Source organism: Streptomyces sp. 184, assembly GCF_045781775.1.
Taxonomy (GTDB): Bacteria; Actinomycetota; Actinomycetes; order Streptomycetales; family Streptomycetaceae; genus Streptomyces.
Map to the genome: position 1 here is coordinate 2,578,675 of NZ_CP123230.1, position 24,768 is coordinate 2,603,442.

The window sequence follows — 24,768 nt, forward strand, 5'->3', positions numbered from 1 at the left end:
CCTCGTACGTCCGCGGTACGCCACCTCCGAGAGGCCCATGTGAACAGCAGACTGCTCGGCGCGGGCACGGTCCTGGCGCTCCTCGCCTCGGTCGCGGCCATGCCGTCGGCGTCGTCGGCGTCGCCCCTGCCGTCCGCGCCGCCCGTGCCGTCCGCGCCGGCCCCGGTGGCGGCGCGGCCCCTGCCCCTGGGCGACCCCGGGCTGACCGAGACCCGGACCACCGAGACGCTGCAACCCGGCGTCACCCTCACCCGCATCGTGCGCGGCGCCGGCACCGCGCAACTGCCGTGGACCGTCGAGGTGTCCATCCCCGGCGGCACCGGCTCGCCCGACCCCGACGCGCCGCCCGCGGCGCTGCGGGACCGGGCCAGCGCGGAGGAACTGGCCGCGAAGCTGACCGGCGAGGGCTTCGCCGCCCGCGCCGAGGAGGTCACGACGCCCGCCCTCGCCGACTTCGCCGGCGGCACCCTCGGCTGGCGCGTCCGCGTCGGCGAGTTCGACGGGCAGGCCGCGGCCGACGCCGCACGGGCCCGGCTGGTCGCCGCCGGGTACGCGGGCTCCGCCGCGTACACCGGCTGGGACGGAGACCCCGGCGTCAGCGGCACCTGGCGCGTGGACGTCCTGACCGTCGACCCGCGCGCCTTTCGCGGCGGGCTGGTCGCCGGTTACGGCCCGGACCTGGAAAACCGCGAGAAGACCAGCGAACTGGCCGCCGCCGCGGGCGCGACCGCCGGGGTGAACGCCGGGTTCTTCGTCCTCGACCCGCGCGCCGGCGCACCCGGCGACCCGGCCGGCGCCGGCGTCTACGACGGCCGGCTGCTCAGCGAGAGCGTGGGCACGCGCCCGGCGCTGGTGCTGCGCGACTCCGCCCGCGGCACCGGCGTCACCCGGCTCGGCTGGCAGGGCCGCGTCACCGCCCGGGGCGGCTCGCTGCCGCTGGACGGCATCGACCGCGTACCGGGCCTGATCCGCAACTGCGGCGGCACCGCCGACGACACCCCCACCGCCCTCCCGCGGCACGACGCCACCTGCACCGATGCCGACGAAGTCGTCGCCTTCACCGGCGAGTACGGCCCCCGCACCCCGGCCGGCGAAGGCACCGAGGCCGTGCTCGACGCCCGCGACCGCGTCGTCGAACTGCGCTCGCCGCGCGGCGGCGCGCTGCCGGCCGGCGGCAGCTCCGTACAGGCCACCGGCGAGCACGCGGCCGAACTCGCCGGCCTCGCCCGCCCCGGCGAGAAGCTTCGGATACGCCACGGGCTGCGCGACGACCGCGGCCGGCCGCTCGCCACCCCGCCCGGCACGGCCGTCGTCAACGGCGGCCCCGAACTCGTCCGCGACGGGCGCACGCACGTCACGCCCGCCGCCGACGGCATGGTCCAGCCGGGCAACCCGAGCTTCTACTACGGCTGGATGCACAAGCGGAACCCGCGCACCCTCGCCGGTGTCGACGCAGCCGGCCGCACCGTCCTCGTCACCGCCGACGGCCGCGCCACCGGCTCCCTGGGCCTGAGCATCCCCGAGAGCGCCGACGTCGCCCGCGCGCTGGGGCTGCGCGACGCCGTGAACCTCGACGGCGGCGGGTCGACCACGATGGTCGCCGGCGGGCGGGTGATCAACGACCCGTCCGACGCGGCGGGGGAGCGCCCGGTCGGCGACGCGCTGCTGATCCTCCCGAAACGGCACTGACCGGGCGCCCCCGCGCCCCTACGCCCGCGCCCGCACGCCCGTACCCGCTCGCCTGAACCCGCACGTCCGAACGTCCTGCGAGCCACCCCCAAGGAGCCGCACCATGACAGCCGTTCAGACCGTGAGAAACCGCTTGCTGCTCGTCCTCGGCGCCGTCCTCCTCACCCTCGTGCCCGCCGCCCCCTCGCTGGCCGCGGCGGCACCCGAGGCCGCCGCCAAGGGCGGCCCCCGGGGCGACGCCGAGGTCGTCGGCGTCACCCGGGTCGGCGAGCGCCTTGTCGACCTGTCGGTACGGTCCCCCGCCCTCGGCGGGCGCACCGTCCCCGTACGCCTGCTGACCCCCGACGGCTGGGACCCGGAGGACCCCGCGCAGGACTGGCCCACCCTGTGGCTGCTGCACGGCTGCTGCGGCGACTACACCGCGTGGACCTCCGCGACCGACGTCGACGAGACCGACAGCCTGCGCGACGTCCTGGTCGTCATGCCCGAGGCCGGCTGGAACGGCTGGTACAGCGACTGGTGGAACTTCGGCGCGGGCGGCGACCCCGCGTGGGAGACCTTCCACACCGACGAGCTGCGCCGGCTGCTGGAGAGCGACTGGGGCGCGAGCACCAACCGCGTGGTGGCGGGCCTGTCGATGGGCGGGCAGGGCGCGCTGATGTACGCCGCCCGGCACCGCGGCATGTTCAAGGCCGCCGCCTCCTACTCCGGCGCCGCGCACCCGCTGCTCGACGACGAGTCCGTGAACCGCATCATGGGCTTCTTCGGCGGCCAGGGCGACGACCCGCGCCGCGTCTGGGGCGACCCGGTCGACCAGCGCGCCATCTGGCAGGCCCACGACCCGTACTACCTGGCGAAGAAGCTCAAGTCGACGCCGGTCTACCTCTCCTGCGGCGACGGCACCGCGGGACCGCTCGACCCGCCCGGCGCGACGGACGCGCTGGAGGCGGACTTCAACCGCCAGAACCAGGCGTTGGCCGCCGAGCTGAAGCGGGTCGGCGCCAAGAAGGTGACGACCAACCTCTACGGGCCAGGCACCCACCGCTGGGAGTACTGGGAGCGCGAACTGCACGCCTCGCTGCCGATGCTGCTCGGCGCGCTGAAGGTCCGCTGACGGGAGGCCCGCCCGGGGCAACGGGCCGCTCACGGCGGTCCGTTGCCCAGCAGCGCCACCGCGCCGTACACGCCCGAGACCAGCGCCGCCGCACCCACCGCCGCTGCCCTCCGCCGCGCGGGCCAGCGCGCCATGGGCGCCGCGAGGGGGAGCAGCAGCGGGAAGGCCGGGGTCATGAGGCGGGGGCGGGAGCCGAAGTAGGCGGCGCCGACGAGGGAGAGGATGACGACGGCGCAGGCGTACGTGATCAGCGCGAGCGGCAGGCGTTGGCGAACACAAACCCAGAGGAGCCGGCCCACCAGCCCCAGCGCCGCGCACACGCCGGCGCCGGCGAGAGGGGAGGGCCAGGGGCCGGTGAGGAGGTCCCGGGTGAAGGCCGCAAGGGCGGCGCCGCCGTCGATGTGGTTGCCCCAGGCCGCCTGGACGTGGAAGTAGCCGAAGGGACTGTTCTCGCGCACCCCGACGTAGGCCAGGTACGTGAGCCAGCCCAGCGGGGCGAGGAGCATGCCGGTGAGCAGGCGCCGGTTCTGGCGCAGCAGCGTGCCGACCGGGGTACCGCCGCGGGCCTTTGCCACCAGGTGTGCGGCCCCGGCGGCGCCGAGTGCGGCGATCAGCGCGGCGGCCGTCGGGCGGCACAGCCCTGCCACCGCGGCCAGCAGCCCGGCCGCCTGCCAGCGGCCGGTCAGGGCGGCGTGCAGGGACCACGCCGTGAGCGCCGTGAACAGGGATTCGGTGTAGGCCATCCACTGGACGAACCCCGTCGGCAGCGTGCCCCACAGGGCGGCCAGGAGGACGCCGGTGCGGTGGCCGGCGACGTGGGCGCCCACCGCGTAGATGCCCCACGCCGCCCCCAGCGACGAGACCCACGCCGCCAGCAGCCCGGCATCGGCGACGCCGAGCGGCGAGGCTGCCGCCAACAGCCGCTCCAGCGCGGGCAGGAGCGGGAAGAAGGCGAGGTCCGGGTGGACGCCGCCGTCCGGCAGGCGGGCCTCGAAGCCGTACCCGTTCTGCGCGATGCGCTGGTACCAGACGGAGTCCCAGCGGCCGTTGAGCCGGTGCAGTGGGTCTTCGTCCGTCAGCGCGGCGCCCGCGCAGAGCAGGAGCAGCCCGGTGAGCCGCGCCGCCGCGTACGCCGCCAGCGCGGGTGCCGCCGCCGGTGCCGCCGACGCGGCGGCGCGCAGCGCCTGCCGGAGCCGCCGGGTGAAGGAACGGGTGGAGGAACGGGCCGGGTCCGTACGCGGAAAAACCGTCATGGGAACCGGATGTTGTCCGGCGACCGCTGTGAGGACGCTGAAGGACCCTGAAGAGCGCTTCAGACCTGAAGAGTTCCTTCAGGAAGCGGACGGGGCCGCGGGGATACTGGACGCATGCGGCTACTGGTGGTCGACGACGAGGAAGGGCTCGCCGCGTCCCTCAAGCGGGGCCTGGAGGCGGCCGGTTACGCCGTGGACGTGGCCCACGACGGCCACACCGGCCTGCACCTGGCGCGGGAGTACCCGTACCAGGCGATCGTGCTCGACATCATGCTCCCCGGGCTGAACGGCTACCGCGTGTGCGCCCGGCTGCGGGCGGAGGGCGTCGGCACGCCCATCCTCATGCTGACGGCCAAGAACGGCGAGTACGACGAGGCCGAAGGGCTGGACACGGGCGCCGACGACTACCTGGCCAAGCCCTTCTCGTACGTGGTGCTGGAAGCCCGCCTGCGCGCGCTGCTCCGCCGGGGCGGCTCGCGCACACGGGCGGTGCTGCGCATCGGCGACCTGTGGATCGATCCGGCGGGCCGCTCGTGCGGGCGCGGGGAGGCCAGGGTCGCGCTGACGGCGAAGGAGTTCGCCGTGCTGGAGTGCCTGGCCCGCCGGAGCGACGAGGTCGTCTCGAAGACGGAGATCGCCGAGCAGGTGTGGTCGGCGGACTTCGACGGCGACCTGAACATCGTCGAGGTCTACGTCAGCGCCCTGCGCCGGAAGATCGACGGCCCCTTCGGCCGCCGCTCGATCACGACGGTGCGCGGCGCCGGCTACCTGATGACCGGCCATGCCACCGCCCGCTGACACCGGGGGCCCGACGACGTTCCGGCCCCGCCTGCTGCGCCGCGCGGCGGGCGATCCCCGGGCCCGTACGGCCGTCGCGGCCGGCCTCGCCGCGGGTGCGGTGCTCTTCGTGCCCCCGCTGCTGCGCTTCGGCGGGCTGCCGGTGGTGGCCCTCGTGGTGGTGATCGCCTGGGTGACGGGAAAGGGCGGTTCCCCGCGGACGCGGCTGTGGGGCGCCCTCGGGGCGGGCGGGATCACGGCGGTCCAGTTCGCCTTCCGTGCCGGCTTCGGCAGCCCGCTCGACGCCTACTACGGCTACGGCACGAACAGGTCCGTCCTGTCAGTCGTCGAGACTCCGCTCTTCGTCGGCCCTCTCCTCGGCATCACGGTCGGCGGCGCGGCGTGGCTGTCCGCGCAGCCCTCCGGCTGCGGAGTGCCACTGCGGGCCCGGTTCGCCCTCGTCGCGTACGGCGGAACACTGCTCGCCTTCTCCGCCGTGCTCTCGATCACGTCCGAGATGGCGGAGGTCAACGGCGGCTCCCTCGGCTGGGGGCCGGGCCAGTACCAGGGGGAGCTGTTCTACCTGGCGCAGGCTGCCGCCGTCGTGATCGGCGCCGTCGCCTGGGTGACGGCCGGGCGGGCGCTGCGTCCCGTGGACGCCATCCGCGAGGAGCTGGAGGACATCACCCTTCGCTCGCTGGACCGGCGCGTGCCCGTTCCCAAGGGCGGCGACGAGCTGACCAGGCTGGCGCTGACCACGAACGCGATCCTGGACCGCCTGGAGCGCTCGACCGAACTCCAGCAGCAGTTCATCGGCGACGCCTCGCACGAGCTGCGCAGCCCGCTGGCGGCGGTGCGCGCATCGCTCGAATCGCTCCTGGCGCACCCGAAAGAGGTCGACTGGCAGACAGCCGTGCGCAGCGCACTGCACGACATGGAACGGATGCAGAGCCTCAGCGAGGACCTGCTCCTGCTGGCCCGGCTGGACGGCACCGCGCCCCTCCCGCGCGACCCCGTCAACCTCACCGACCTCGTCCACGACCTGGTCGAGGAGCACCGCCATCTGCGCCGTTCGCACCCGCTGGAGATCCGCCTTGGCGCTTCGGGGCCGCCGGCGTGGATGGCGGGCAGCGGCATCCAGTTGGAGCGCATGCTGCGCAACCTGCTGAGCAACGCCTGCCGCTACGCCGACGGGGAGGTCGCGGTGGCCGTCTGCGCCGAGCGCCACGACGGCGTCGAGACGGTGCGGATCGACGTACGCGACGACGGCCCGGGGATACCGGCTGCCGCCCGGGAGCGGGTGTTCGAGCGGTTCAGCCGGCTGGAGGACGCGCGTGCCCGCAAGTCCGGCGGAGCCGGTCTCGGTCTGGCCATCGCCCGGGAGATCGCGGACCACCACGGCGGCACGCTGTGCTTCACCGACGCGCCGCAAGGTGCGCATGCCGTCGGCCGGCTCCCCCGCCGGATGCCCTGACAACCCGCGCAGGACCCGCCCGGGACCCGCCCGGGACCCGCCCGGGGTCCGGTCGGGGTCCGGTCGGGCGGGCCACGGACCGAACCATCCCTACGGCCCACGCCCAACGCGCCGGGGGCCGGGCGGTGTTGCGGGGCCGCTTCCCGACGTCTCCCGCCATTACTAGAGCGCGTACTCTGTTAATGTGCGGGGTAGGGCCCGGCCGCGCAGGCCGGCGGGCCGAGGTGCGCGCAACGCCACGGGAGGCGCAGGTGCAGGAACGCGGAGTGCAGGCACAGGGGATGAGCCGGAAGCGGTTCCTCGCGGGGGCGGCGGGACTGGGCGCCGCCGCGGCGGCCGGGTCCGTCGCGGCCGGCAGCGGCGCGGCCGCCCGGCCGACGGCGGCGGCCCCCGCGGCCGTCGGCCGTACGGGCGAAGGGCCCGGCAACGCCGGGCGCGGCGTGCGCTACCGCAGCGTGTGCTACACCGTCGGCGCCGGGGACACCCCCGCGACCAGGTGGAGCGCCGCCCGGATGCGCCGCGACATCCGCGCCGTCCGCGACGGCCTGCACGCCAACGCCGTGAAGGTCACCGGCGACGGCGTCCGCCGCCTGACCGCCACCGCAGAAGAAGCCGCAGAACACGGCCTGTACGTACGCGCCGAGCCCACCCTCGCCGACCGCCCGCCGGCCGAGATCCTCGACCACCTCGCCGAAGTCGGCCGGCACGCGGAGCAACTGCGCCGCCAGGGCGCCGGGGTGGAGCTGAGCGTCGGCTGCGAGTTCTGGCTCTTCGTGCCCGGCATCCTGCCCGGCGCCGACGCACTGGAGCGCATCGAGAACCTGCTGAACGGCACCTACGACCCCGTCGAGATGCAGCGCAAGCTCGACGAGTTCACCGCCCGCGCCGCCGCCGTCGGCAGGTCCGTCTTCGGCGGCGAACTGAGCTACGCCGCCGCCCAGGACGACGAGGTCGACTGGGGCCTGTTCGACATCGTCGGCATCGACTACTACTCGTACCACCCGCACCCCGCGGACTACGTCCGCGAACTGCGCACCTACCAGCGCTTCGGCAAGCCCGTGTCGATCGCCGAGTTCGGCTGCTGCACCTACGAAGGCGCCCCCGCGGAAGGCGGCATGGGCTGGTACAAGATCGACTACGACAAGAAGCCGCCGGAGCTGAAGGAGCCGCTGGTGCGCAGCGAACGCACCCAGGCCGCGTACGTCACCGACGTGTACGACGTCATCGCCTCGATGGGCCTGCACTCCGCGCACGCCTTCGAGTTCGTCACCCCGGAGACCTGGCACTGGCCCGGCGACCCGCTGCACGACCTCGACATGGTCAGCTACAGCCTGGTCAAGTCCGTCCAGGACACCCCCGGCGACCCCGCCTCGCCCTGGCACTGGGAGCCCAAGGAGGCGTACCACGCGCTCGCCTCCCGCTACGCCCGCGCCGCCCGGGCCACCCCCGCCGCCCGGCCGTAGCCCGGCGGCCCGCGCCCGGGTGCCCTCCCCGGGCGCGGGCCCTACCCTCTACGCTCGAACCGCCCGCGACCGCAGCGCGGGCCGAAGAAGCCAGGGACGGTACGGGACGGGGTGCGCGATGGCCGGCGCGACGGACAGCGGGGGGCGGGTCCGCATGTACCGCGGCTCCATCGGGTTAATGATCTTCCTCGTGCTGGTGTGCGTCGTCTTCGGCGCCCTGCTCGCGTTCTTCGGCCTGCTGCTCGTCATCGGCGCCGGCGCGCCCGCCCCCGTGGCGATCCCGTTCTGCGCCGCCGCGCTGGGCCTGTTCCTGCTCGCCTTCTGCGCCTTCCGCGGGGTGACGGTCGTCGACGACGACGGCCTCATGATCCGCTGGCTGCGCACCCGCCGGCTGGCCTGGCCCGACCTCGTCGCCGTCGAACTGGAGCACAACGCGCCCGCGTCGGCGGAGCGCAAGCGCCCCGTCATGGGCGTCGTCGTCTACCACCGCGACGGGCGCCGCATCAGCCTGCCCAACGTCATCGACTCCCGCGGCCTGCAAGCCCACCGCGAGGCGGTGGCCATCCGCGGGGTCTGGCAGCGCCACCGCGGCGCGAACTGGACGCCGCGCCCGGAGGTGACCACCGCCGCCCGGGCCAAGGCGGACGCCTCGGAGCGCGACGGGAACTCCCTCATGGAGGCCATGGGCTTCGGCCTCACCGCGGCCCGCGTGCTGGTCGGCATCACCCTCGTCCTCGCGGTCGTCTTCGTGGCCACCGGCAACACCGACTCCGCCCCCGACATCCCCGGCGAGGCCGTCGCGGGCGTCTTCGCCGCCGTGTTCCTCACCCCGGTCGCGATCGCACTGGCGGGCATGGCCCGCAGGCGGCGCGCCCGGCGCCGGGGCCGGGAGCCGCAGGGCGAAGAACCGCCGCCCTGGTGAAACGGCCGGCGCACGAACCGGCGCAGGAGCCGGGCGCGTCACCCCGCAGGAGCCCGGCGCAGGAGCCCGGCGCAGGAGCCCGGCGCAGGAGCCGGTGCGGGACACCGGCCCCTGCGGGACCAAGCGCGCTCAGCAGAGCGGAACGCCCGGGAGCTTCGCGTCCGGATGGTCGATGTAGATGTTGGAGACGAACCCGCGCTGGTCGCGCAGCCGGCTCCACCAGTCGTTCGTGTAGCCCTCGGCGGTCACCGGGTCGCCCTGCTTCTGGCACTCCACGAACACCGGCGTCGGACCGGGCAGCGTCGTCACCACCGGCGAGCTGAGGTACGCGTCCGCGCGGACCCGCACACCGCTGCCCCAGGTGGAGAAGTTGGTGTTGCCGCAGTTGTCGCTGCGCAGGTGGTACTGCCCGTACGAGCCCGGATACGGCAGCGCCGAGCCGTTGATGCGGATGTCCTGGCCGACGCCGTTGTAGAGCTGCTCGTAGTGGATGTGCGCGCCGGAGGAGTTGCCGGTGCTGCCCGTGATGCCGATCTGCTGGCCCTGGGCGACCGACGCGCCGTTGGCGACCGAGAACGACGCCAGGTGGAAGTAGTACGTCTTCCAGCCGCCGCCGTGGTCGATGACGATGTAGTTGCCGGCGCCGCTCGGCTGGCTGTGCCGCGTCGCGGTACCCGCGGCGGACGCCACCTGCGGCGTGCCCGAGGTGGTGCCGCCGTCGGAGCGGATGAAGTCCAGCGCACGGCGCACCTCGGCGCTGTGATGGCTGTACGTCCACTGCTGGCCGCAGGGGAACGGCGCCTTGAAGTTCGGCGCCAGTTCCGGGCCCGCGTCGGCCTGCGCCGGCGCCGCCGCGGTCACTCCCAGCAGCGCCAGCAGCGCCGCGACGAGAACGGCCGCCGCCCGCCGGGCCGGACGGCGCGCGGCAACGGACACGGGGACGCGAACGCGAACGGGGACGGGGTCGGGGACGGGGACGGGGACTCGGGCGGGGGAGTGGAGGGGTCTGCGAGGCATCGGGTCGCCTCCTTCTGTGGGGGTGGAGGGGTGGGGGGTGGCGCGTTCAGCACTCGGGGACGCCCGGCAGCCAGGCATCGGCGACATCGACGAAGATGTTGGAGATGAAGCCGCCGTAGTCCGGCAGATAGGCCCAGGCGTCATTCGTGTGGCCCTCGTACGTGACCTCCTCGCCGCGCTCCTGGCACTCCACCCGCAACTGCGTCGGCCCGGGCAGCGTCGTCAGCACCGCGGAGGAGGTGTTCGACTCCTGGCGGACCCGCACGTCGGTGCCCCAGGTGGGAAACCGCGTGCCCGTCTGGCCGCCGGTCCACAGGAACGTCACGTCGACCCAGCCGTTGTCGTTCAGGCCGACGTTGTAGAACGTGCCGTCGGCGAGGTCGATGCCCGCCGGGTTCGCGACCCGGCGGCCGAACTCGTCGCGCCCGCCGTTGTAGCCGTTCTGGTACGCCGCCTGCGCCTCGGGCATGCCCTGCGGCAGATCCCGCCACGACTCGCGCACCGCCGGCGGACTCCAGTAGTCGTCCTTGGTGTTCCACGGCCCCACGTCCCACACCGGCGCCGTCTCGCAGCGCGCCGGCCCGCAGACCTGCACCGAGTACTCGGCGCTGCCCTTCGGGGACAGCCCGCGCCGCGACGGCAGGGCCACGAAGTGGTCGTTGGGCTGGATGACATGGCCGTTGGCGGTCGTGCCGCCCACCAGGCCCTCACGGGTGGCGAACAGCCGGTACGTCAGCGGCGCGGCGGCGGCCCGCGGGCGCGGCGCCGCGTCCGTGTCGGCCCGTAGCCGCAACGCCCCGACGGCCGGAGTGCCGCCCTCGCCGCTGCCCCGCAGCGTCAGCCGGGCCTGGACCTCGGTGACCGCGAACGGCAGCCGCGCCGCGTCCGCCGCCCGGCCGCCCGCCGGCACCCACTGCGTCCAGCCGCCGTCCGGCGCCCGGCCGCGGACATCTACCAGCGCCTGCGCGCCCGCCGGGACCCGGGCGTCGAGCTCCGCCCGCACCCGGTTGACGGGACGCTCCAGCCGCTGGGGCGCGAGCACCTGCATGCCCTCGCCCGGAACGGCGGACGCGCCGGCCGTCGAGCTCTCCAGCGAAGCGGGTGCCGCGTCCGGAGAACGCAGCCGCAGACCGCCCTGTACGTAACGGACGTTGACGTCGTCCGCCCCGACCTCCGATAGGTCCGCCCGCCATGTGGCGGGCGGCGCGGGGCCGCCCGCCCCCGCCGCATCGCCGACCGCCCCGGCATACGCCGGGTGCGCGACGACGGCCGCGCAGATCGCGCCGGTCAGCGCAACCCTGCGCCACCGGCTCCCTGTTGGTGTGCGCCGCATCTGGCTCCTTCCCGCGTTCCCTGGCTGCCCGCGAAGGTGCTGGCCGTGCGGCGACGCATCGTAGGCACCCCCTCACCGCCGCGCCGCACGGGTTTTCCGCCACCGTCGAAAACCCGACGTGGACCGCGACCGAACGGGACCGGCCGGGACGGAGACAGCGCAGGCAGGCCGTGGTTACCCTCGGGTATGGCCGGAATGCTTCATGTCCACTTCAACGACCGGGACTTCCGCCACGTCCAGCTCGCCCGCACCGCCGACCCCCTCTGGGAGGCGATCCTCGGGCTGCACGTCGCCTACACCCCCGCACCCCGCCTCCCCGCCCGGCTACGCCCCTGGCACCGCCGCGCCCGCCACCGGCTCCGACAACACGACCTCCGCCGCACCTGCCGCTTCGTCAACGGCATCGCACCCGCCGACGCCACCTACTTCCCCGACTTCCTCACCCCCGTCGAATCCGAAGACGGCATCACCGCCGCCCTGCGCACCCTGCGCTCCACCCCCGCCACCCGCCTCGCCCGCGAAATCCGCCTCGCCGCCCGCCACCGCCCCCTACCCCCCTGGACCCGCCGCCTCGCCGCCGGCGACCGCACCGTACTCGCCGACCTCGCCGACGCCCTCCACCACGTCCACAACCGCCTCATCGCACCCGACTGGAGCGAAATCGAAGCCACCGTCGCCGCCGACCGCACCCGCCAACTCGAAGCACTCGAAGCCGGCATGCCCGCCGTCCTCGCCACCCTCGAACCCTTCACCTGGACCGACCCCGTCCTCAGCGCCCCCTACCCCGTCAACTCCACCCTCCACCTCCACGGCCGCGGCATCCGCCTCATCCCCTCCTACTTCTGCCACACCAAACCCGTCGCCATCGCCGACCCCGGACTCCCACCCGTCGTCGTCCACCCCGTACGCCGCCACCCCACCCCACCCCGCGCCACCCACCCCGCCCCCCACCACGACACCGCGCTGGCCGCACTCCTCGGCACCAGCCGCGCCCGCGTCCTCACCGCACTCACCGGCACCACCCCACCCCCCACCACCGGCGGCATCGCCACCCGCCTCCGCATGCCCGCCTCCTCCGTCAGCGGACACCTCACCGTCCTCCGCCGCGCCGGCCTCGCCGAAAGCGAACGGGCCGGCCCCCACGTCGTACACCGCCTCACCGCACGCGGACGACACCTGCTCGACGGCTGACCCCCCGCCCCCGGCCCTCCGCCCCCCGCCCCACCAGGACCGCAGCCGCGTACGACCCATTCGCCGCACGTCCTCCGCAGGTTCACCCACCGCTGGTGTGATACCTGCGCCCACACCCCCCAACCCCCACACACCCCCCACCACCCCCAGGAGGCAGGCGTGAACCTCGTCGTCAACGGCGACGCAGAAACCGGGCCCGGAGACACCCCCGACCCCGTCGACACCGTCCCCGGCTGGCAACTCACCCAAGGCGCCCCCGCCCTCGTCCGCTACGACCACGGCGCCGGCTACCCCACCCCCGACGACCCCGGCCCCACCAACCGCGGCACCCGCCTCTTCACCGGCGGCAACAGCCCCCGCACCACACTCCTCCAGGACATCGACCTACCCCCCGACGGCGCCACCGGCCACCACGCCATCGACGCCGGCCACGTCCACTACACCCTCACCGCCTGGCTCGGCGGCTACGCCGACCAACAAGACGGCGCCCGCCTCTCCGTCGAACTCCGCGACACCCACGGCACCCCCCTCGCCCTCAGCGTCCTCGGCCCCGTCACCGCAGCAGAACGCGGCCAACTCACCGCACTCCTCGAACGCACCGCCACCGCCCCCGTACCCCCCGGCACCCGCAGCGCCCGCCTCCTGCTCGCCCTCACCCGCGACGGCGGCACCTCCAACGACGGCTACGCCGACGCCCTCACCCTCACCCTCACACCCACACCCACACCCGCAACCGCCCCCGCCCGCAGAGGAGGCCGCCCGTGACCGTCGACCGCCGCACCCTCCTGCGCGCCGCCGCCACCGCCGGCGCCCTCGGCGCCGCCTGGCCCCTCACCGCAGGACTCACCCCCGCCCAGGCCCGCACCGCCGCCGAAACCCTCGGCGCCGCCTACGACCCCGCACCCTTCACCCTCGGCATCGCCTCCGGCGACCCCCAACCCGACTCCGTCCTCATCTGGACCCGCCTCGCCCCCGAACCCCTCGCCGCAGAACAAGACCTCCCCGACATCGTCGAAGTCCACTGGACCCTCGCCGAAGACCCCGAACTGCGCCGCACCGTCGCCCACGGCACCACACCCGCCTCCGCCACCCTCGGCCACAGCGTCCACATCCCCGTCACCGGCCTCACCCCCGGCCGCACCTACCACTACGCCTTCACCGCCCTCGGCCACACCAGCCGCACCGGCCGCACCCGCACCGCCCCCGCCGACCCCGTCACCACCGTCCGCTTCGCCACCGCCAACTGCCAGGCATTCCACGACGGCTACTACGCCGCCCACCGCGGCATCGCCACCGAAAACATCGACTTCGTCCTCCACCTCGGCGACTACATCTACGAACACGGCCAAGTCGGCGGCGTACCCGAAGACCACGTCCGCGACCACGACGGACCCGAAACCCTCACCCTCGCCGACTACCGCAAACGCCACGCCCTCTACAAAGGCGACCCCGCACTCCGCGACGCCCACGCCGCCCACCCCTGGTACCTCACCTGGGACGACCACGAAGTCGCCAACGACTACAGCGGCACCACCGGCGCCGCCCCCTTCCAACACCGCCGCGCCGCCGCCTACCAGGCCTGGTACGAACACATGCCGCACCGCGACTCCTTCGGCGCCTCCGCCCTGCCCGACCCCGAAATCCACCGCGTCCGCGACTGGGGCGGCCTCCTCCAACTCACCATCCTCGACCTGCGCTCCCACCGCTCCGCACAGAACCTCCCCGACGGCACCATCCTCGGCACCGACCAGAAGAACTGGCTCAAGCAGCACATCGACAACGCCCCCGACACCTGGCACATCTGGGCCAACTCGATCATGCTCAGCCAACTGCGCGGCTCACCCGGCGGCCCGTACATGTTCACCGACCAGTGGGACGGCTTCCCCGCCGAACGCCGCGAAGTCCTCGACCACGTCCACACCGCCGGGCTCGAAGACCTCGTCGTCGTCACCGGCGACTGGCACTCCGCCTTCGTCGACGACATCCGCACCGACTACGACAACCCCGAATCACCCCTCCTCGGCACCGAGTTCACCGCCCACTCCGTCACCTCCGGCGCGTACCCACCGGACTGGAACCAGACCAACGGGCCCGTCATGGGCGCCGCCAACCCGCACCTCACGTACTTCGAAGGCAACCGCTACGGCTACGACGTCTACGAACTCACCCCCGAACGCCTCAGCGCCCACATGCGGGTCATCGGCGACCGCCGCGACCCCGACTCCCCGGTCACCACGCTCACCACCTTCCACGTCGACCGCGGCCGACCCGGCAGCCGCGAGGACGAGGCGACGAAGAACTCCCCCGCCCAGTACCGCCGCGACTGAACCACCCGCCGGCCAGGGCACGTTCCGGCTCCTACGAGGTCACACCGGCGGTCGGCACCCGGCCGGACACCCGCACGCCGTCGGCCGCACGGCGCACGGACCCGGCCGGGTTGCCGCCTGGGGACCCCCGCCCGATCGTCCGCCGCCCCCAACACCCAAGTCAATCCTCGGATTTCCTTGCCACCCACCCAGCCGGAACTTGCCACCCCCGCCGCGGAAAAACCCCGTTTCCCGTGTGTCCCTGCGCGGTCACCTGTTCGGCCCATCGATAGAATCACGCGAAGGCCGAACCGGGAGCACACGGAAACTGCGAGGAGGCACGTTGACCGGACATGACGTCACCGACGAGCAGTGGCAGGGGCTCGCCGAAGTCGTCCCCCTGCGCGGCAACGAATGGCCCTCCTGGACCGGGCACGCGGCCCTCGACGACCCCGAAGCGGACGCCGACCAGCGGCAGTTCGTCGTCATCCGCTGCCAGGTCTTCGCCGACGCCCGGCGCGTCGCCGAATACCTCATAGCGCAAGTCCCCGTCCTGCTCGACCTCACCGGCGCCGAGATCGACGTCGCCAAACGCATCCTCGACTTCGCCAGCGGCGTCACCTTCGGCATCCAGAGCAGCATGCACCGCGTCGACCGCAACGTCTTCCTGCTGGCACCCGTCGGCACCGAAGTCGAACCCGTCGCAACCCGCTGACGGCACACCCCCCTTACCGTGCCCGGCGCGCGAGCCCCCGCAGATCCGCGAGGGCTCGCCCGTTCGGGCGAACGAACCACTGCCGGAACGGTTCCGCGCCGGCGCGCTCAATACCGTCCCGGACCATGACCTCCCACACCGGGCACCCACCCCACCCCCCGCGCGACCTCCCGCGCGACACCCCGCGCACCACCCACGCCGCGCGCCACCCCCACACCGACCGCGCCACCATCGGCGAACTCCGGCTCTCCGCCTTCAAGTCGCACCGCGGCACCCGGCTCGGCCTCGGCTCCCTCACCCTCCTCACCGGCGGCAGCGGCAGCGGCAAGACCGCCGCCCTGGAGGCATGCGGCGTACTCGCCAGACTCGGCGCGGGAGCCACCCTGGAAGAGGCGTTCGCGCCGGTGTCCGGAGGCGCCGCGGCCTGCGTACCGCACAAGGCCAAACCCGACGCCGCCGGCCGCCGCGGCCTCCGGCTCGGCTGCACCCTGCGCGGCCCCCTCGGCGACGTCCGGCTCGACGTCGCCGTCCAGGCCGAACCCGAACTCCGCATCGTCGGCGAACGCCTCACCGGCGCCGGCCACACCCTGCTGACCACCGCCCTGCGCGACCCCCGGCGCGACCGGGTACAGGCGTCGTGGCACACCGCGGGAGCCGCCCCCGTCACCCGCGCCCCCCTCCCCGACGACCGGCTCGGCACCGCCCTCTTACCGCTGCGCGTCGGCGGCCGCACCGAAGGCGAGCGGCTGGTGCTCGCCGCCGCGGAACAGGCCGTCGTCGCCCTCCGCTCCGTCTACCCGTGCGACCCGCACCCCGCCCTGATGCGCACCGCCACGGCCGTGCCCTACGACGGCGAACAACTCACCCCGGACTGCCGCAACCTCCCCGCCGTGCTGCGCCGCGTACGCGACGAGTGCGGCACCCGGCACGCGGCACTCGTGGAGGCACTGCGGGGCGGCTGCTCGGGGCCGGTGCACGACATGACGACGGAGTCGCACGGGGACGGGCTGGTACGGGCCGTGCTGCTGCGCGAGCCGGGCCAGCGCAGCACGCCCGTCGAGACGCTGGGCGACGGGGAGTTGCGCTACCTCGCGCTGGCGCTGGTCCTGCTCACCGGGCCGGGGGTGCTGGCGGTGGACCCGGTGGCGGAGGTGCTGTCGGCGCGGCAGGCGCTGACGGTGCTGGCGGACGGGATCGACCGGTGCCTGGACGCGCGGCAGGCGAAGGAACTGGTCGCGCTCTGCGGGCGGATGTGCGCGCGCGGGCACATCCGGGTGGTGGGCTCGGTCAGCGACCCGTCGCTGGCGGCGGCGGTGGAGGGCGCCACGGCGCTGACGCTGCCGCAGCGGCCGGCGTCGGGGCGGAGGAGGGCTGCGCCGGGAGGGGCGGCGACGGAAGGCGGCGAGGGAGGGCCGCGGCGACGGACGGCTGAGGGGTGGGGGATGACATAGAGTGACTGACGGCTGACGGATTTCAGGGTCTGTCAGTCGTCAGGTCGGGGGAAATCCTGTTGCGGACCGCGCGGCCGGGCCCCGACAGTTGGCGGATGCCTCTCACCGTGCGCGCGGCGCGGCTCGATGACGCCCCCGCCATCTGCGCGCTCCTGAACGAGGTCGACGTCCTGGAGATCGGCCACCCGGAGACCGACCTGCACACCGTCGAGGCGGACCTCAAGCACCCGGAGGCCGACCTCCCGCAGAACTCCTGGCTTGCCCTGGCCGGCGACGGCACGCTCGTCGCGTACGGGCTGCTCTGGGACGAATCCTACGCCGAACGCATCGACGTCGACCACTACGTGCTGCCCGGCCACCAGGACGCCGGCCTGCGGCTGCTGGACCGGATGGAGGCGCGGGCGGCGGCGAAGGCCGCCGCCAACGGCGTCCGCCGGGCCGTCGTCCACCTGAACCTCAACTCCGCGCCCACCATGGACACCGCGCTCCTCGAAGCCCGCGGCTGGCGCGTCGTGCGCCGCTACCACGTCCTGACCCGCACCGTCGCACCCGCCACCGACCCCGCGCCGGTCCCGCCGCCCGGTGTGCGCCTGCGCGACTGCACCGCAGAATCCGACCGGCGCATCGCCCACGACCTGCTCCAGCGCTCCATGGCGGAGCACTTCGACTTCCAGCCGACCGGCTACGAGACCTGGCTGGAGGACCCCGCCAACGCCGACCTCGACTGGTCGCTCGTCTGGATCGCCCACCTCGACGGCGTCGGCGACGTGGGCGCCCTGCTGGCGCGCAACGACCGCGAGGCGATGGGCTGGATCCCCACCCTGGGCGTCCTCGCCGACGCCCGCGGGCGCGGGCTGGGCGGGCTGCTGCTGCGGCACGCCTTCGCCGTGTTCGCCGAGCGCGGGCGGGACGTCGTCGGACTCGGGGTCGACACGGACAACGAGTCCGGCGCGCCGGCGCTCTACGAGCGGCACGGCATGGCCGTGCACTTCGCGGTGCACACCTGGGAGATCACCCTGCCGGCCCCCGGCTGACGCGGCGGGCGGCCGGTGACGTACGAACGAAAGCGAAACGGAGCACACATGCCCCTCGACGGCCGGACCGCACTGGTCACCGGCGTGAGCCGGACGCAGGGAATCGGGTTCGCCCTCGCCCGCCGGCTGCTGGCCGACGGCGCGCGCGTCTTCGCGCACGGCTGGACGCCGCACGACGACGAGATGCCCTGGGGCGCCGACCGCGTCGGCACCGCGGGCATCGTCGGCGCCCTCGGCGGCGAGGGCGACCGGCTCGGCTACGCGCACGCCGACCTCGCGGAACCGGACGCGCCCGCCGCGCTGCTGGCCGCGGCGGGGGAGCGGTTCGGGATGGTCGACACCCTGGTCGTCAACCACGCCCGCAGCTCCACGCACGACCTGGAGGCGCTGACGGCCGCCGAGCTGGACCTGTGCTGGGCGGTGAATGTACGGGCCACGCTGCTGCTGGTGCAGGCGTACGCGGCGCAGTACGACGCGGCGGCGGGGCGGGAGCGGGGCGGCGGCCGGGTGGTGCTCTTCACCTCCGGGCAGCATCTGGCGCCGATGAGCCAGGAGATCCCGTACGCCGCCACGAAGGGAGCGCTCCAGCAGTTGACGCTGACGCTCTCGGACAGCCTCGTCGACCGCGGCATCACCGTGAACTGCGTCAACCCCGGCCCCACGGACACGGGTTGGGCGGGCGAGGAACTGGCCGCTCAGGTGGGACGGGCGCTGCCGCGCGGGCAGTGGAACACGCCGGACGAGGCGGCGGCCGTGGTGGCGCTGCTCCTGGGTGACGACGCGGCGACGATCACGGGCAACACGGTCGACGCGGAGTCGGGCTTCCGGCGCTGGGTGTTCTAGGCGCGGGTGGTAGACAGGGGCGCATGACGGACGACGTGCAGGCACTTCAGAAGCGGCTCGTGGCGTTCGCCGCGGCCCGCGACTGGGAGCAGTACCACACCCCGAAGAACCTGGTCGCGGCGCTGAGCGTGGAGGCCGCGGAGCTGGTGGAGATCTTCCAGTGGCTGACGCCCGAGGAGTCCGCGCGGATCATGGCGGACCCGGAGGCGGCGCACCGGGTGACGGACGAGGTCGCGGACGTGCTGGCGTACCTGCTCCAGTTCTGCTCGGTGGTGGACGTGGACCCGCTGGCGGCGCTGGCGGCGAAGATCGAGCGCAACGAGCGCCGCTTCCCGGCACCGCAGCGGGCGGGCGGGCCGGGAGAGGCACCGGGTCCGGGTCTGGGTCCGGCTTCGGGGGCTGGTCCGGCTTCGGGAGCTGGTCCGGTTTCGGGGGGCGGGCGTTGAGACCCGGCCTGCCGTTCGCCGGGGCGCTCGCGCGGGCCGCGGGCGGCGGGCCGGCGCTGGTCCTCGACGGGGGCCTGTCGAACCAGCTCGAAGCGCAGGGCTGCGACCTGCGCGACGCGCTGTGGTCGGCCCGGGTGCTCGCGGAGGACCCGGCGCAGATCGAGGCGGCGCACGCCGCGTATGTACGGGCCGGGGCGGACGTGCTGCTGACGGCGAGCTACCAGGCGACGTTCGAGGGCTTCGCGCGCCGGGGCGTCGGCCGGGAGGCGGCGACGCGGCTGCTGACGAGCAGCGTGGCGCTGGCCCGGCGGGCGGCGGACGCGGCGCCGCGGCCGGTGTGGGTGGCGGCGTCGGCGGGCCCGTACGGGGCGATGCTGGCGGACGGCTCGGAGTACCACGGCCGGTACGGGGACGGGGTGGGCGTCGCGGAGCTGGAGCGCTTCCACCGGCCCCGGCTGGAGGTGCTGGCCGCTGCGGAGCCGGACGTGCTGGCGCTGGAGACGGTCCCGGGAGTGGTGGAGGCGACGGCGCTGCTGCGGGCGGCGGCGGGGCTGGGTGTGCCGGTGTGGCTGACGTACACGGTCGAGGGCGGGGCGACCCGCGCGGGGGAGCCGCTGGCGGACGCATTCGCGCTCGCGGCGGCGGACGACCAGGTGGTGGCGGTGGGCGTCAACTGCTGCGCGCCGCAGGATGTCGCGTACGCGGTCGGGACGGCGGCGCGCGTCACGGGCAAGCCGGTGGTGGCGTACCCGAACAGCGGCGAGGGCTGGCACGCGGAGACCCGCGCCTGGCGCGGGCCCGGCTCGTTCGACGCGGCGTCCGCGGCGGGCTGGCGCCGCGCGGGTGCGGCGGTGCTGGGCGGCTGCTGCCGCGTCGGCCCGGACGACATCGCGGCCCTGGCGGCGGAGCTGCACGGCGTGGGCGGGGGCGCGGGCGAAGGTGAGGGCGAGGGCACGGGCGCGGACCGGTGAGCACCGCTCTCCCGCGAGAGCACCGCTCCGCACGGTGAGCGGCCCGCCGGAACGAGAGCACCGGTCCGGCCCGTGAGCGCCCAGACGGCGTGGTGAGCACCGCTCTCCGCAGAGAGCGCCGCTCCGCGACGTGAGGGCCGCGCCGTACCCGGAGCGCTGCCCCGTACCAAGAGCACCGCTCCGCGACGTGAGCACCGCCCTGCGCCAAGAGCACCGCCCCGCGCCGAGAGCACCGCTCTCGGGTGTGCGCACTGCTCCCCGTCCACCGTCCCGCCCGAAACCCGATGGCCCGCGCACCGTCCCGCGGGAAATACTCGCTCACGTGTTCCTGACCATTACCGCGACCGGCACCGACGCCGCGCCCGCCACCGACCTCGGCTTCCTCCTGCACAAGCACCCCGACAAAGCGCAGGAGTTCGCGACCTCCCGCGGCACGGCCCACGTCTTCTACCCGGAGGCGACCGCCGCCCGCTGCACCGCCGCGCTGCTCCTCGAAGTGGACCCCGTGGGCCTGGTGCGCGCCGCCCGCGGCAAGGGCAAGGGCGGCAAGGGCAAGAGTCCCGACACCGCGCTCGCGCAGTACGTCAACGACCGCCCCTACGCCGCGTCGTCCCTCCTCGCCGGCGCGCTCGGCCGCGTCTTCCGGACCGCCATGACCGGCGCCAGCCGCACCCACCCCGAGCGTGCCGCCCGGCCGCTCCCGCTGCGCATCGAGGTCCCCGCCGTCGCCGCGCGCGGCGGCCCCGACCTCGTCCGCAGCCTCTTCGCGCCCATGGGCTGGCAGGTCACCGCCGACGCCGTGCCGCTGGATCCGGCCTTCCCCGAGTGGGGCGACTCGCGGTACGTCTCCCTCGCCCTCGACGGCGAGGTGCGCCTCGCCGACGCGCTGCGCCACCTGTACGTGCTGCTGCCGGTGCTCGACGACAGCAAGCACTACGGCGTCGCCCCCGACGAGGTCGACAAGCTGCTGCGCGCCGGCGAGGGCTGGCTGGAGAACCACCCCGAGCAGCGGCTCATCACCGGCCGCTACCTCTCCCGCCGCTGGTCCCTCGCCCGCGAGGCGCTGGAGCGGCTGGAGCTGGCGCGGCTCGCCGAGTCGGACGACGCCGAGCCGGAGGAGCTGGACAACGCCGTCGACGAGTCCACCGACACCGAGGAGAAGCCGGTGCCGCTCGCGGTGCAGCGCCGCGCCGCCGTCGCGGAGGCGCTGCGGGCCGCCGGCGCGGCCCGGGTGCTCGACCTCGGTTGCGGCCAGGGCCAGTTGGTCAAGGAGCTGCTGAACGACCCGCGGTTCACCGAGGTCGTCGGCGTGGACGTGTCCGTACGCGCCCTGGCCGCCGCCGGCCGCCGGCTGCGGCTGGAGCGCATGGGGGAGCGGCAGGCGGCGCGCGTGTCGCTGCTCCAGAGCGCGCTCACGTACACCGACCGCCGGCTCGCGGGCTACGACGCCGCCGTGCTGAGCGAGGTCGTCGAGCATGTCGACCCGCCGCGGCTGCCGGCTCTGGAGTACGCCGTCTTCGGCTCGGCGCGGCCCGCGACGGTGGTCGTGACGACCCCCAACTCCGAGTACAACGTGCGCTGGGAGTCGCTGCCCGCCGGCCATGTCCGGCACGCGGACCACCGCTTCGAGTGGACCCGGGCGGAGTTCCGCGCCTGGGCCGGGCCGGTGGCGGCGCGGTACGGCTACGCGGTGGCGTACGAGGGCGTGGGCCAGGACGACCCGGAGGTCGGCCCGCCGACCCAGCTAGCGGTCTTCACCAGAACCGGCACCGCCGCCGAAGCCCGCACCGAACCCCCGGCCGCCACCTCCACCGCCACCAGCACCGACACCAGCACCGCCACCTCCACCGCCACCAGCACCGACACCAGCACCGACACCCCCACCGACGCCAGCGCCGACACCCCCACCGACACCCGCCCCGAGACCCCGAAGGAGGCGTCATGAGCGACACCACCCCGGCACCGGACACCACCACCCCGCCCGCGCCCCGCCGCCTCGGCGTCCCCGACCTCTCCCTCGTCGTCCTCATCGGCACCACCGGCTCCGGCAAGTCCACGTTCGCCCGGCGCCACTTCAAGCCCACCGAGGTCCTCTCCTCCGACTTCTGCCGCGGCCTGGTCGCCGACGACGAGAACGACCAGTCCGCCTCCGGTGCCGCCTTCGAGGTCCTGCACTACATCGCCGGCAAGCGGCTCGCCGCCGGCCGCCTCACCGTCGTGGACGCCACCAGCGTCCAGCCGGAGGCGCGCCGGCAGCTCGTCCGGCTGGCCCGCGAGTACGACGTGCTGCCCGTCGCCATCGTCCTCGACGTCCCCGAGGGCGTCTGCCGCGAGCGCAACGCCGCCCGCCCCGACCGCGCCGGGATGGGCGCCCACGTCATCCCGCGGCAGCGCCGCGAGCTGCGCCGCGGCCTGCGCGGGCTCCAGCGCGAGGGCTTCCGCACCGTGCACCACCTGCGCGGCACCGGCGAAGTGGACGCCGCGCAGGTCGTGCTGGAGCGGCGGTACAACGATCTGGCGCACCTCACCGGCCCGTTCGACCTCATCGGCGACGTCCACGGCTGCGGGAGCGAGCTGGAGACGCTGCTGACGCGCCTCGGGTACGAGGACGGGGTGCACCCCGCGGGCCGCACCGCCGTCTTCGTCGGCGACCTCGTCGACCGCGGCCCGGACAGCCCCGGCGTGCTGCGCCGCGTGATGGGCATGGTCGCCGGGGGCAGCGCGCTGTGCGTGCCCGGCAACCACGAGAACAAGCTCGGCCGCCTCCTGCACGGCCGCAACGTGCGGCTCACCCACGGCCTCGCCGAGACCGTCGAGCAGTTGGAGCGGGCGGAGGCGGCGGAGCCCGGGTTCCGCGAGCGGGTGCGGACGTTCGTCGACGGGCTCGTCAGCCACTACGTCCTCGACGGCGGCCGGCTCGTCGTCAGCCACGCCGGGCTGCCGGAGAAGTACCACGGCCGCACCTCCGGCCGGGTGCGTTCCTTCGCGCTGTACGGGGACACGACGGGCGAGACGGACGAGTACGGGCTGCCGGTGCGCTACCCGTGGGCCGAGGAGTACCGCGGCCGTGCCGCCGTCGTCTACGGCCACACCCCGACGCCGGAGGCGTCGTGGGTGAACAACACGATCTGCCTCGACACCGGCTGCGTCTTCGGCGGCAGGCTGACGGCGCTGCGCTGGCCGGAGCGCGAGCTTGTCGACGTGCCGGCCGAGCGCGTCTGGTACGAGCCGGTCAAGCCCCTGGCGGCCGGCGGGACCGGGACCGGCACCGCGGAGGGGGCCGCCGCCGGACCGGGCGGTGCCGCCGACCGCCCGCTGGACCTCGCCGACGTGCACGGCCGCCGGGTCGTGGAGACCGGGCAGCACGGCCGCGTCGCGGTACGGGAGGAGAACGCGGCGGCGGCGCTTGAGGTGATGAGCCGCTTCGCGGTCGACCCGCGGCTGCTGCTGTACCTGCCGCCGACGATGGCGCCGACCGCCACCTCCGCGGAGGAGGGGCACCTGGAGCACCCGGCGGAGGCGTTCGCGGCGTACCGGGCGGACGGCGTGGCGCGGGTGGTGTGCGAGGAGAAGCACATGGGCTCGCGCGCGGTGGCGCTGGTGTGCCGGGCCGCGGGCGTGGCGGAGAAGCGCTTCGGCCTGCCCGCGGGCGCCGGTGTGACGGGCGCGCTGCACACGCGCACGGGCCGCCCGTTCTTCGCCGACGGGGAGCGCACCGAGCAGGTGCTCGCCCGCGTCCGCGACGCGGCGACGGCGGCCGGGCTGTGGGAGGAGCTGGGTACGGACTGGCTGCTGCTCGACGCCGAGCTGCTGCCCTGGTCGCTGAAGGCGGGCGGGCTGCTGCGGCAGCAGTACGCCGCGGTGGGCGCGGCGTCGCGCGCGGTGTTCCCGGGTGCGCTGGCGGCGCTGGAGACGGCGCAGACGCGCCTGGCCCGCGCCGCGTCGGCCGCGGGGTCGCACCCGGACGCCGACGCGGACCCGACCGCCGCCCTCGCCGGCCTGCTCGGCCGGCAGCACGAGCGGGCCGCCGACGCCGAGGCGTTCTCGGCCGCGTACCGCCGCTACTGCTGGCCGGTCGACGGCCTGGACGGCGTGCGCCTGGCCCCGTTCCAGCTCCTCGCCGCCGAGGGCCGCAACCTGGCCGCCGAGCCGCACGACGTCCAGCTCGCCCGGCTCGACCGGCTGGTGGAGAACGACGTGAGCGGCCTGCTCCAGGGCACCGGGCGGCTGTACGTGGACACCGGCGACGAGGAGTCGGTGGCCGCGGGCGTGCGCTGGTGGCAGGAGATGACGGCGGCCGGCGGCGAGGGCATGGTCGTCAAGCCGCTGGCGGCGCTCGTACGGAACGGGGACGGCCGGCTCGTACAGCCGGGGGTCAAGTGCCGCGGCCGGGAGTACCTGCGCATCATCTACGGCCCGGAGTACACCCGCGCGGAGAACCTGACCCGGCTGCGGAGCCGCCACCTGGGGCACAAGCGCTCCCTGGCGCTGCGCGAGTACGCGCTCGGGCTCGAAGCGCTGGACCGGCTGGCGGCGGGGGAGCCGCTGTGGCGGGTGCACGAGGCGGTGTTCGCGGTGCTGGCGCTGGAGTCGGAGCCGGTGGACCCGCGGCTGTGAGACGGGCGGGCCCGCGCCCACCACCGCGGGCCCGCCGCAACCCCGCCCCGCCCCGCGCCGCCGCAACCCCGCCCCGCCCCGCGCCGCCGCAACCCTGTCCCGCAGCGCCCCGCCCCGGCACACCCCTGCACACCCCGGCGGCCCCCGACCGC

General features: G+C 75.0%; 20 protein-coding genes. 17 read left to right on the plus strand and 3 right to left on the minus strand.

The annotated features are described in order from the left end of the window. Positions 1 to 39 precede the first annotated feature (39 nt). Both QBL21_RS11010 and QBL21_RS11015 read left to right on the plus strand, forming a co-directional pair. The gene (locus tag QBL21_RS11010) at positions 40 to 1,689 is read left to right on the plus strand and encodes a phosphodiester glycosidase family protein (RefSeq protein WP_407561935.1); all 1,650 of its coding nucleotides are present in this window, start codon (positions 40 to 42) and stop codon (positions 1,687 to 1,689) included. Positions 1,690 to 1,792: 103 nt separating this feature from the next. Beyond that, complete coding sequence (locus tag QBL21_RS11015; protein ID WP_407561936.1) at positions 1,793 to 2,803, plus strand: alpha/beta hydrolase; 1,011 nt, start codon at positions 1,793 to 1,795, stop codon at positions 2,801 to 2,803. Positions 2,804 to 2,832: 29 nt separating this feature from the next. Here the strand turns inward: QBL21_RS11015 and QBL21_RS11020 are convergent, their stop codons facing one another. Beyond that, positions 2,833 to 4,056: a hypothetical protein gene (locus QBL21_RS11020; protein WP_407561937.1), complete on the minus strand. Its 1,224-nt coding sequence runs from the start codon at positions 4,054 to 4,056 to the stop codon at positions 2,833 to 2,835. Between the two features lie 114 nt (positions 4,057 to 4,170). On the opposite strand from QBL21_RS11020, the gene QBL21_RS11025 reads away from it, so the two are divergent. The 4 genes from QBL21_RS11025 to QBL21_RS11040 all read left to right on the plus strand — a co-directional run bounded on the left by QBL21_RS11025 (position 4,171) and on the right by QBL21_RS11040 (position 8,692). After that, positions 4,171 to 4,854, plus strand: a complete 684-nt coding sequence (locus tag QBL21_RS11025; protein ID WP_407561938.1) for a response regulator transcription factor — start codon at positions 4,171 to 4,173, stop codon at positions 4,852 to 4,854. Further along, positions 4,838 to 6,307, plus strand: coding sequence for a sensor histidine kinase (locus QBL21_RS11030; protein WP_407561939.1), 1,470 nt, complete (start codon positions 4,838 to 4,840; stop codon positions 6,305 to 6,307). Before QBL21_RS11025 ends, QBL21_RS11030 begins: the two co-directional genes overlap by 17 nt. Positions 6,308 to 6,588: 281 nt before the next feature. Further along, on the plus strand, positions 6,589 to 7,770 hold the full coding sequence (locus tag QBL21_RS11035) for an abortive phage infection protein (protein WP_407561941.1): 1,182 nt from the start codon (positions 6,589 to 6,591) through the stop codon (positions 7,768 to 7,770). Positions 7,771 to 7,888: 118 nt separating this feature from the next. After that, entirely contained in the window at positions 7,889 to 8,692 is an 804-nt protein-coding gene (locus QBL21_RS11040; protein WP_407561942.1) for a hypothetical protein, read from the plus strand. A 129-nt stretch (positions 8,693 to 8,821) separates the two neighbouring features. Here QBL21_RS11040 and QBL21_RS11045 read toward each other — a convergent pair whose 3' ends face one another. Continuing rightward, positions 8,822 to 9,709, minus strand: coding sequence for a peptidoglycan DD-metalloendopeptidase family protein (locus QBL21_RS11045; protein ID WP_407561943.1), 888 nt, complete (start codon positions 9,707 to 9,709; stop codon positions 8,822 to 8,824). Between the two features lie 46 nt (positions 9,710 to 9,755). Further along, the gene (locus QBL21_RS11050; RefSeq protein ID WP_407561944.1) at positions 9,756 to 11,042 is read right to left on the minus strand and encodes an SH3 domain-containing protein; all 1,287 of its coding nucleotides are present in this window, start codon (positions 11,040 to 11,042) and stop codon (positions 9,756 to 9,758) included. Between the two features lie 186 nt (positions 11,043 to 11,228). Between QBL21_RS11050 and QBL21_RS11055 the strand changes: the two genes are divergently transcribed. From QBL21_RS11055 to QBL21_RS11105, 11 genes are all read left to right on the plus strand, one after another. Continuing rightward, positions 11,229 to 12,233: an ArsR/SmtB family transcription factor gene (locus QBL21_RS11055; RefSeq protein WP_407561945.1), complete on the plus strand. Its 1,005-nt coding sequence runs from the start codon at positions 11,229 to 11,231 to the stop codon at positions 12,231 to 12,233. Between the two features lie 159 nt (positions 12,234 to 12,392). Further along, complete coding sequence (locus QBL21_RS11060; RefSeq protein WP_407561946.1) at positions 12,393 to 12,998, plus strand: phosphoesterase; 606 nt, start codon at positions 12,393 to 12,395, stop codon at positions 12,996 to 12,998. Then, on the plus strand, positions 12,995 to 14,560 hold the full coding sequence (locus QBL21_RS11065) for an alkaline phosphatase D family protein (protein ID WP_407561947.1): 1,566 nt from the start codon (positions 12,995 to 12,997) through the stop codon (positions 14,558 to 14,560). The genes QBL21_RS11060 and QBL21_RS11065 overlap by 4 nt, the downstream gene beginning before the upstream one ends. 322 nt (positions 14,561 to 14,882) lie before the next feature. Next, complete coding sequence (locus tag QBL21_RS11070; protein ID WP_407561948.1) at positions 14,883 to 15,254, plus strand: cell division protein SepF; 372 nt, start codon at positions 14,883 to 14,885, stop codon at positions 15,252 to 15,254. 125 nt (positions 15,255 to 15,379) lie between these two features. Further along, the gene (locus tag QBL21_RS11075; RefSeq protein WP_407561949.1) at positions 15,380 to 16,705 is read left to right on the plus strand and encodes an ATP-binding protein; all 1,326 of its coding nucleotides are present in this window, start codon (positions 15,380 to 15,382) and stop codon (positions 16,703 to 16,705) included. A 95-nt stretch (positions 16,706 to 16,800) separates the two neighbouring features. Next, positions 16,801 to 17,739: a GNAT family N-acetyltransferase gene (locus QBL21_RS11080; protein WP_407561950.1), complete on the plus strand. Its 939-nt coding sequence runs from the start codon at positions 16,801 to 16,803 to the stop codon at positions 17,737 to 17,739. Between the two features lie 48 nt (positions 17,740 to 17,787). Beyond that, positions 17,788 to 18,582 (plus strand): SDR family oxidoreductase, encoded by a 795-nt coding sequence (locus QBL21_RS11085; protein WP_407561951.1) that lies wholly within the window; start codon positions 17,788 to 17,790, stop codon positions 18,580 to 18,582. Positions 18,583 to 18,605: 23 nt separating this feature from the next. After that, entirely contained in the window at positions 18,606 to 19,028 is a 423-nt protein-coding gene (locus tag QBL21_RS11090; protein WP_407561953.1) for a nucleotide pyrophosphohydrolase, read from the plus strand. Between the two features lie 8 nt (positions 19,029 to 19,036). Then, a complete protein-coding gene (gene mmuM / locus QBL21_RS11095; RefSeq protein WP_407566379.1) occupies positions 19,037 to 19,999 on the plus strand; it encodes a homocysteine S-methyltransferase in 963 nt (320 codons plus the stop codon). Positions 20,000 to 20,321: 322 nt separating this feature from the next. Continuing rightward, a complete protein-coding gene (locus tag QBL21_RS11100; protein WP_407561954.1) occupies positions 20,322 to 21,944 on the plus strand; it encodes a 3' terminal RNA ribose 2'-O-methyltransferase Hen1 in 1,623 nt (540 codons plus the stop codon). Further along, positions 21,941 to 24,616 carry a polynucleotide kinase-phosphatase gene (locus QBL21_RS11105; RefSeq protein WP_407561955.1) on the plus strand — a complete coding sequence of 892 codons (2,676 nt, stop codon included), beginning with the start codon at positions 21,941 to 21,943 and terminating at the stop codon, positions 24,614 to 24,616. The genes QBL21_RS11100 and QBL21_RS11105 overlap by 4 nt, the downstream gene beginning before the upstream one ends. Positions 24,617 to 24,768: the final 152 nt, after the last annotated feature.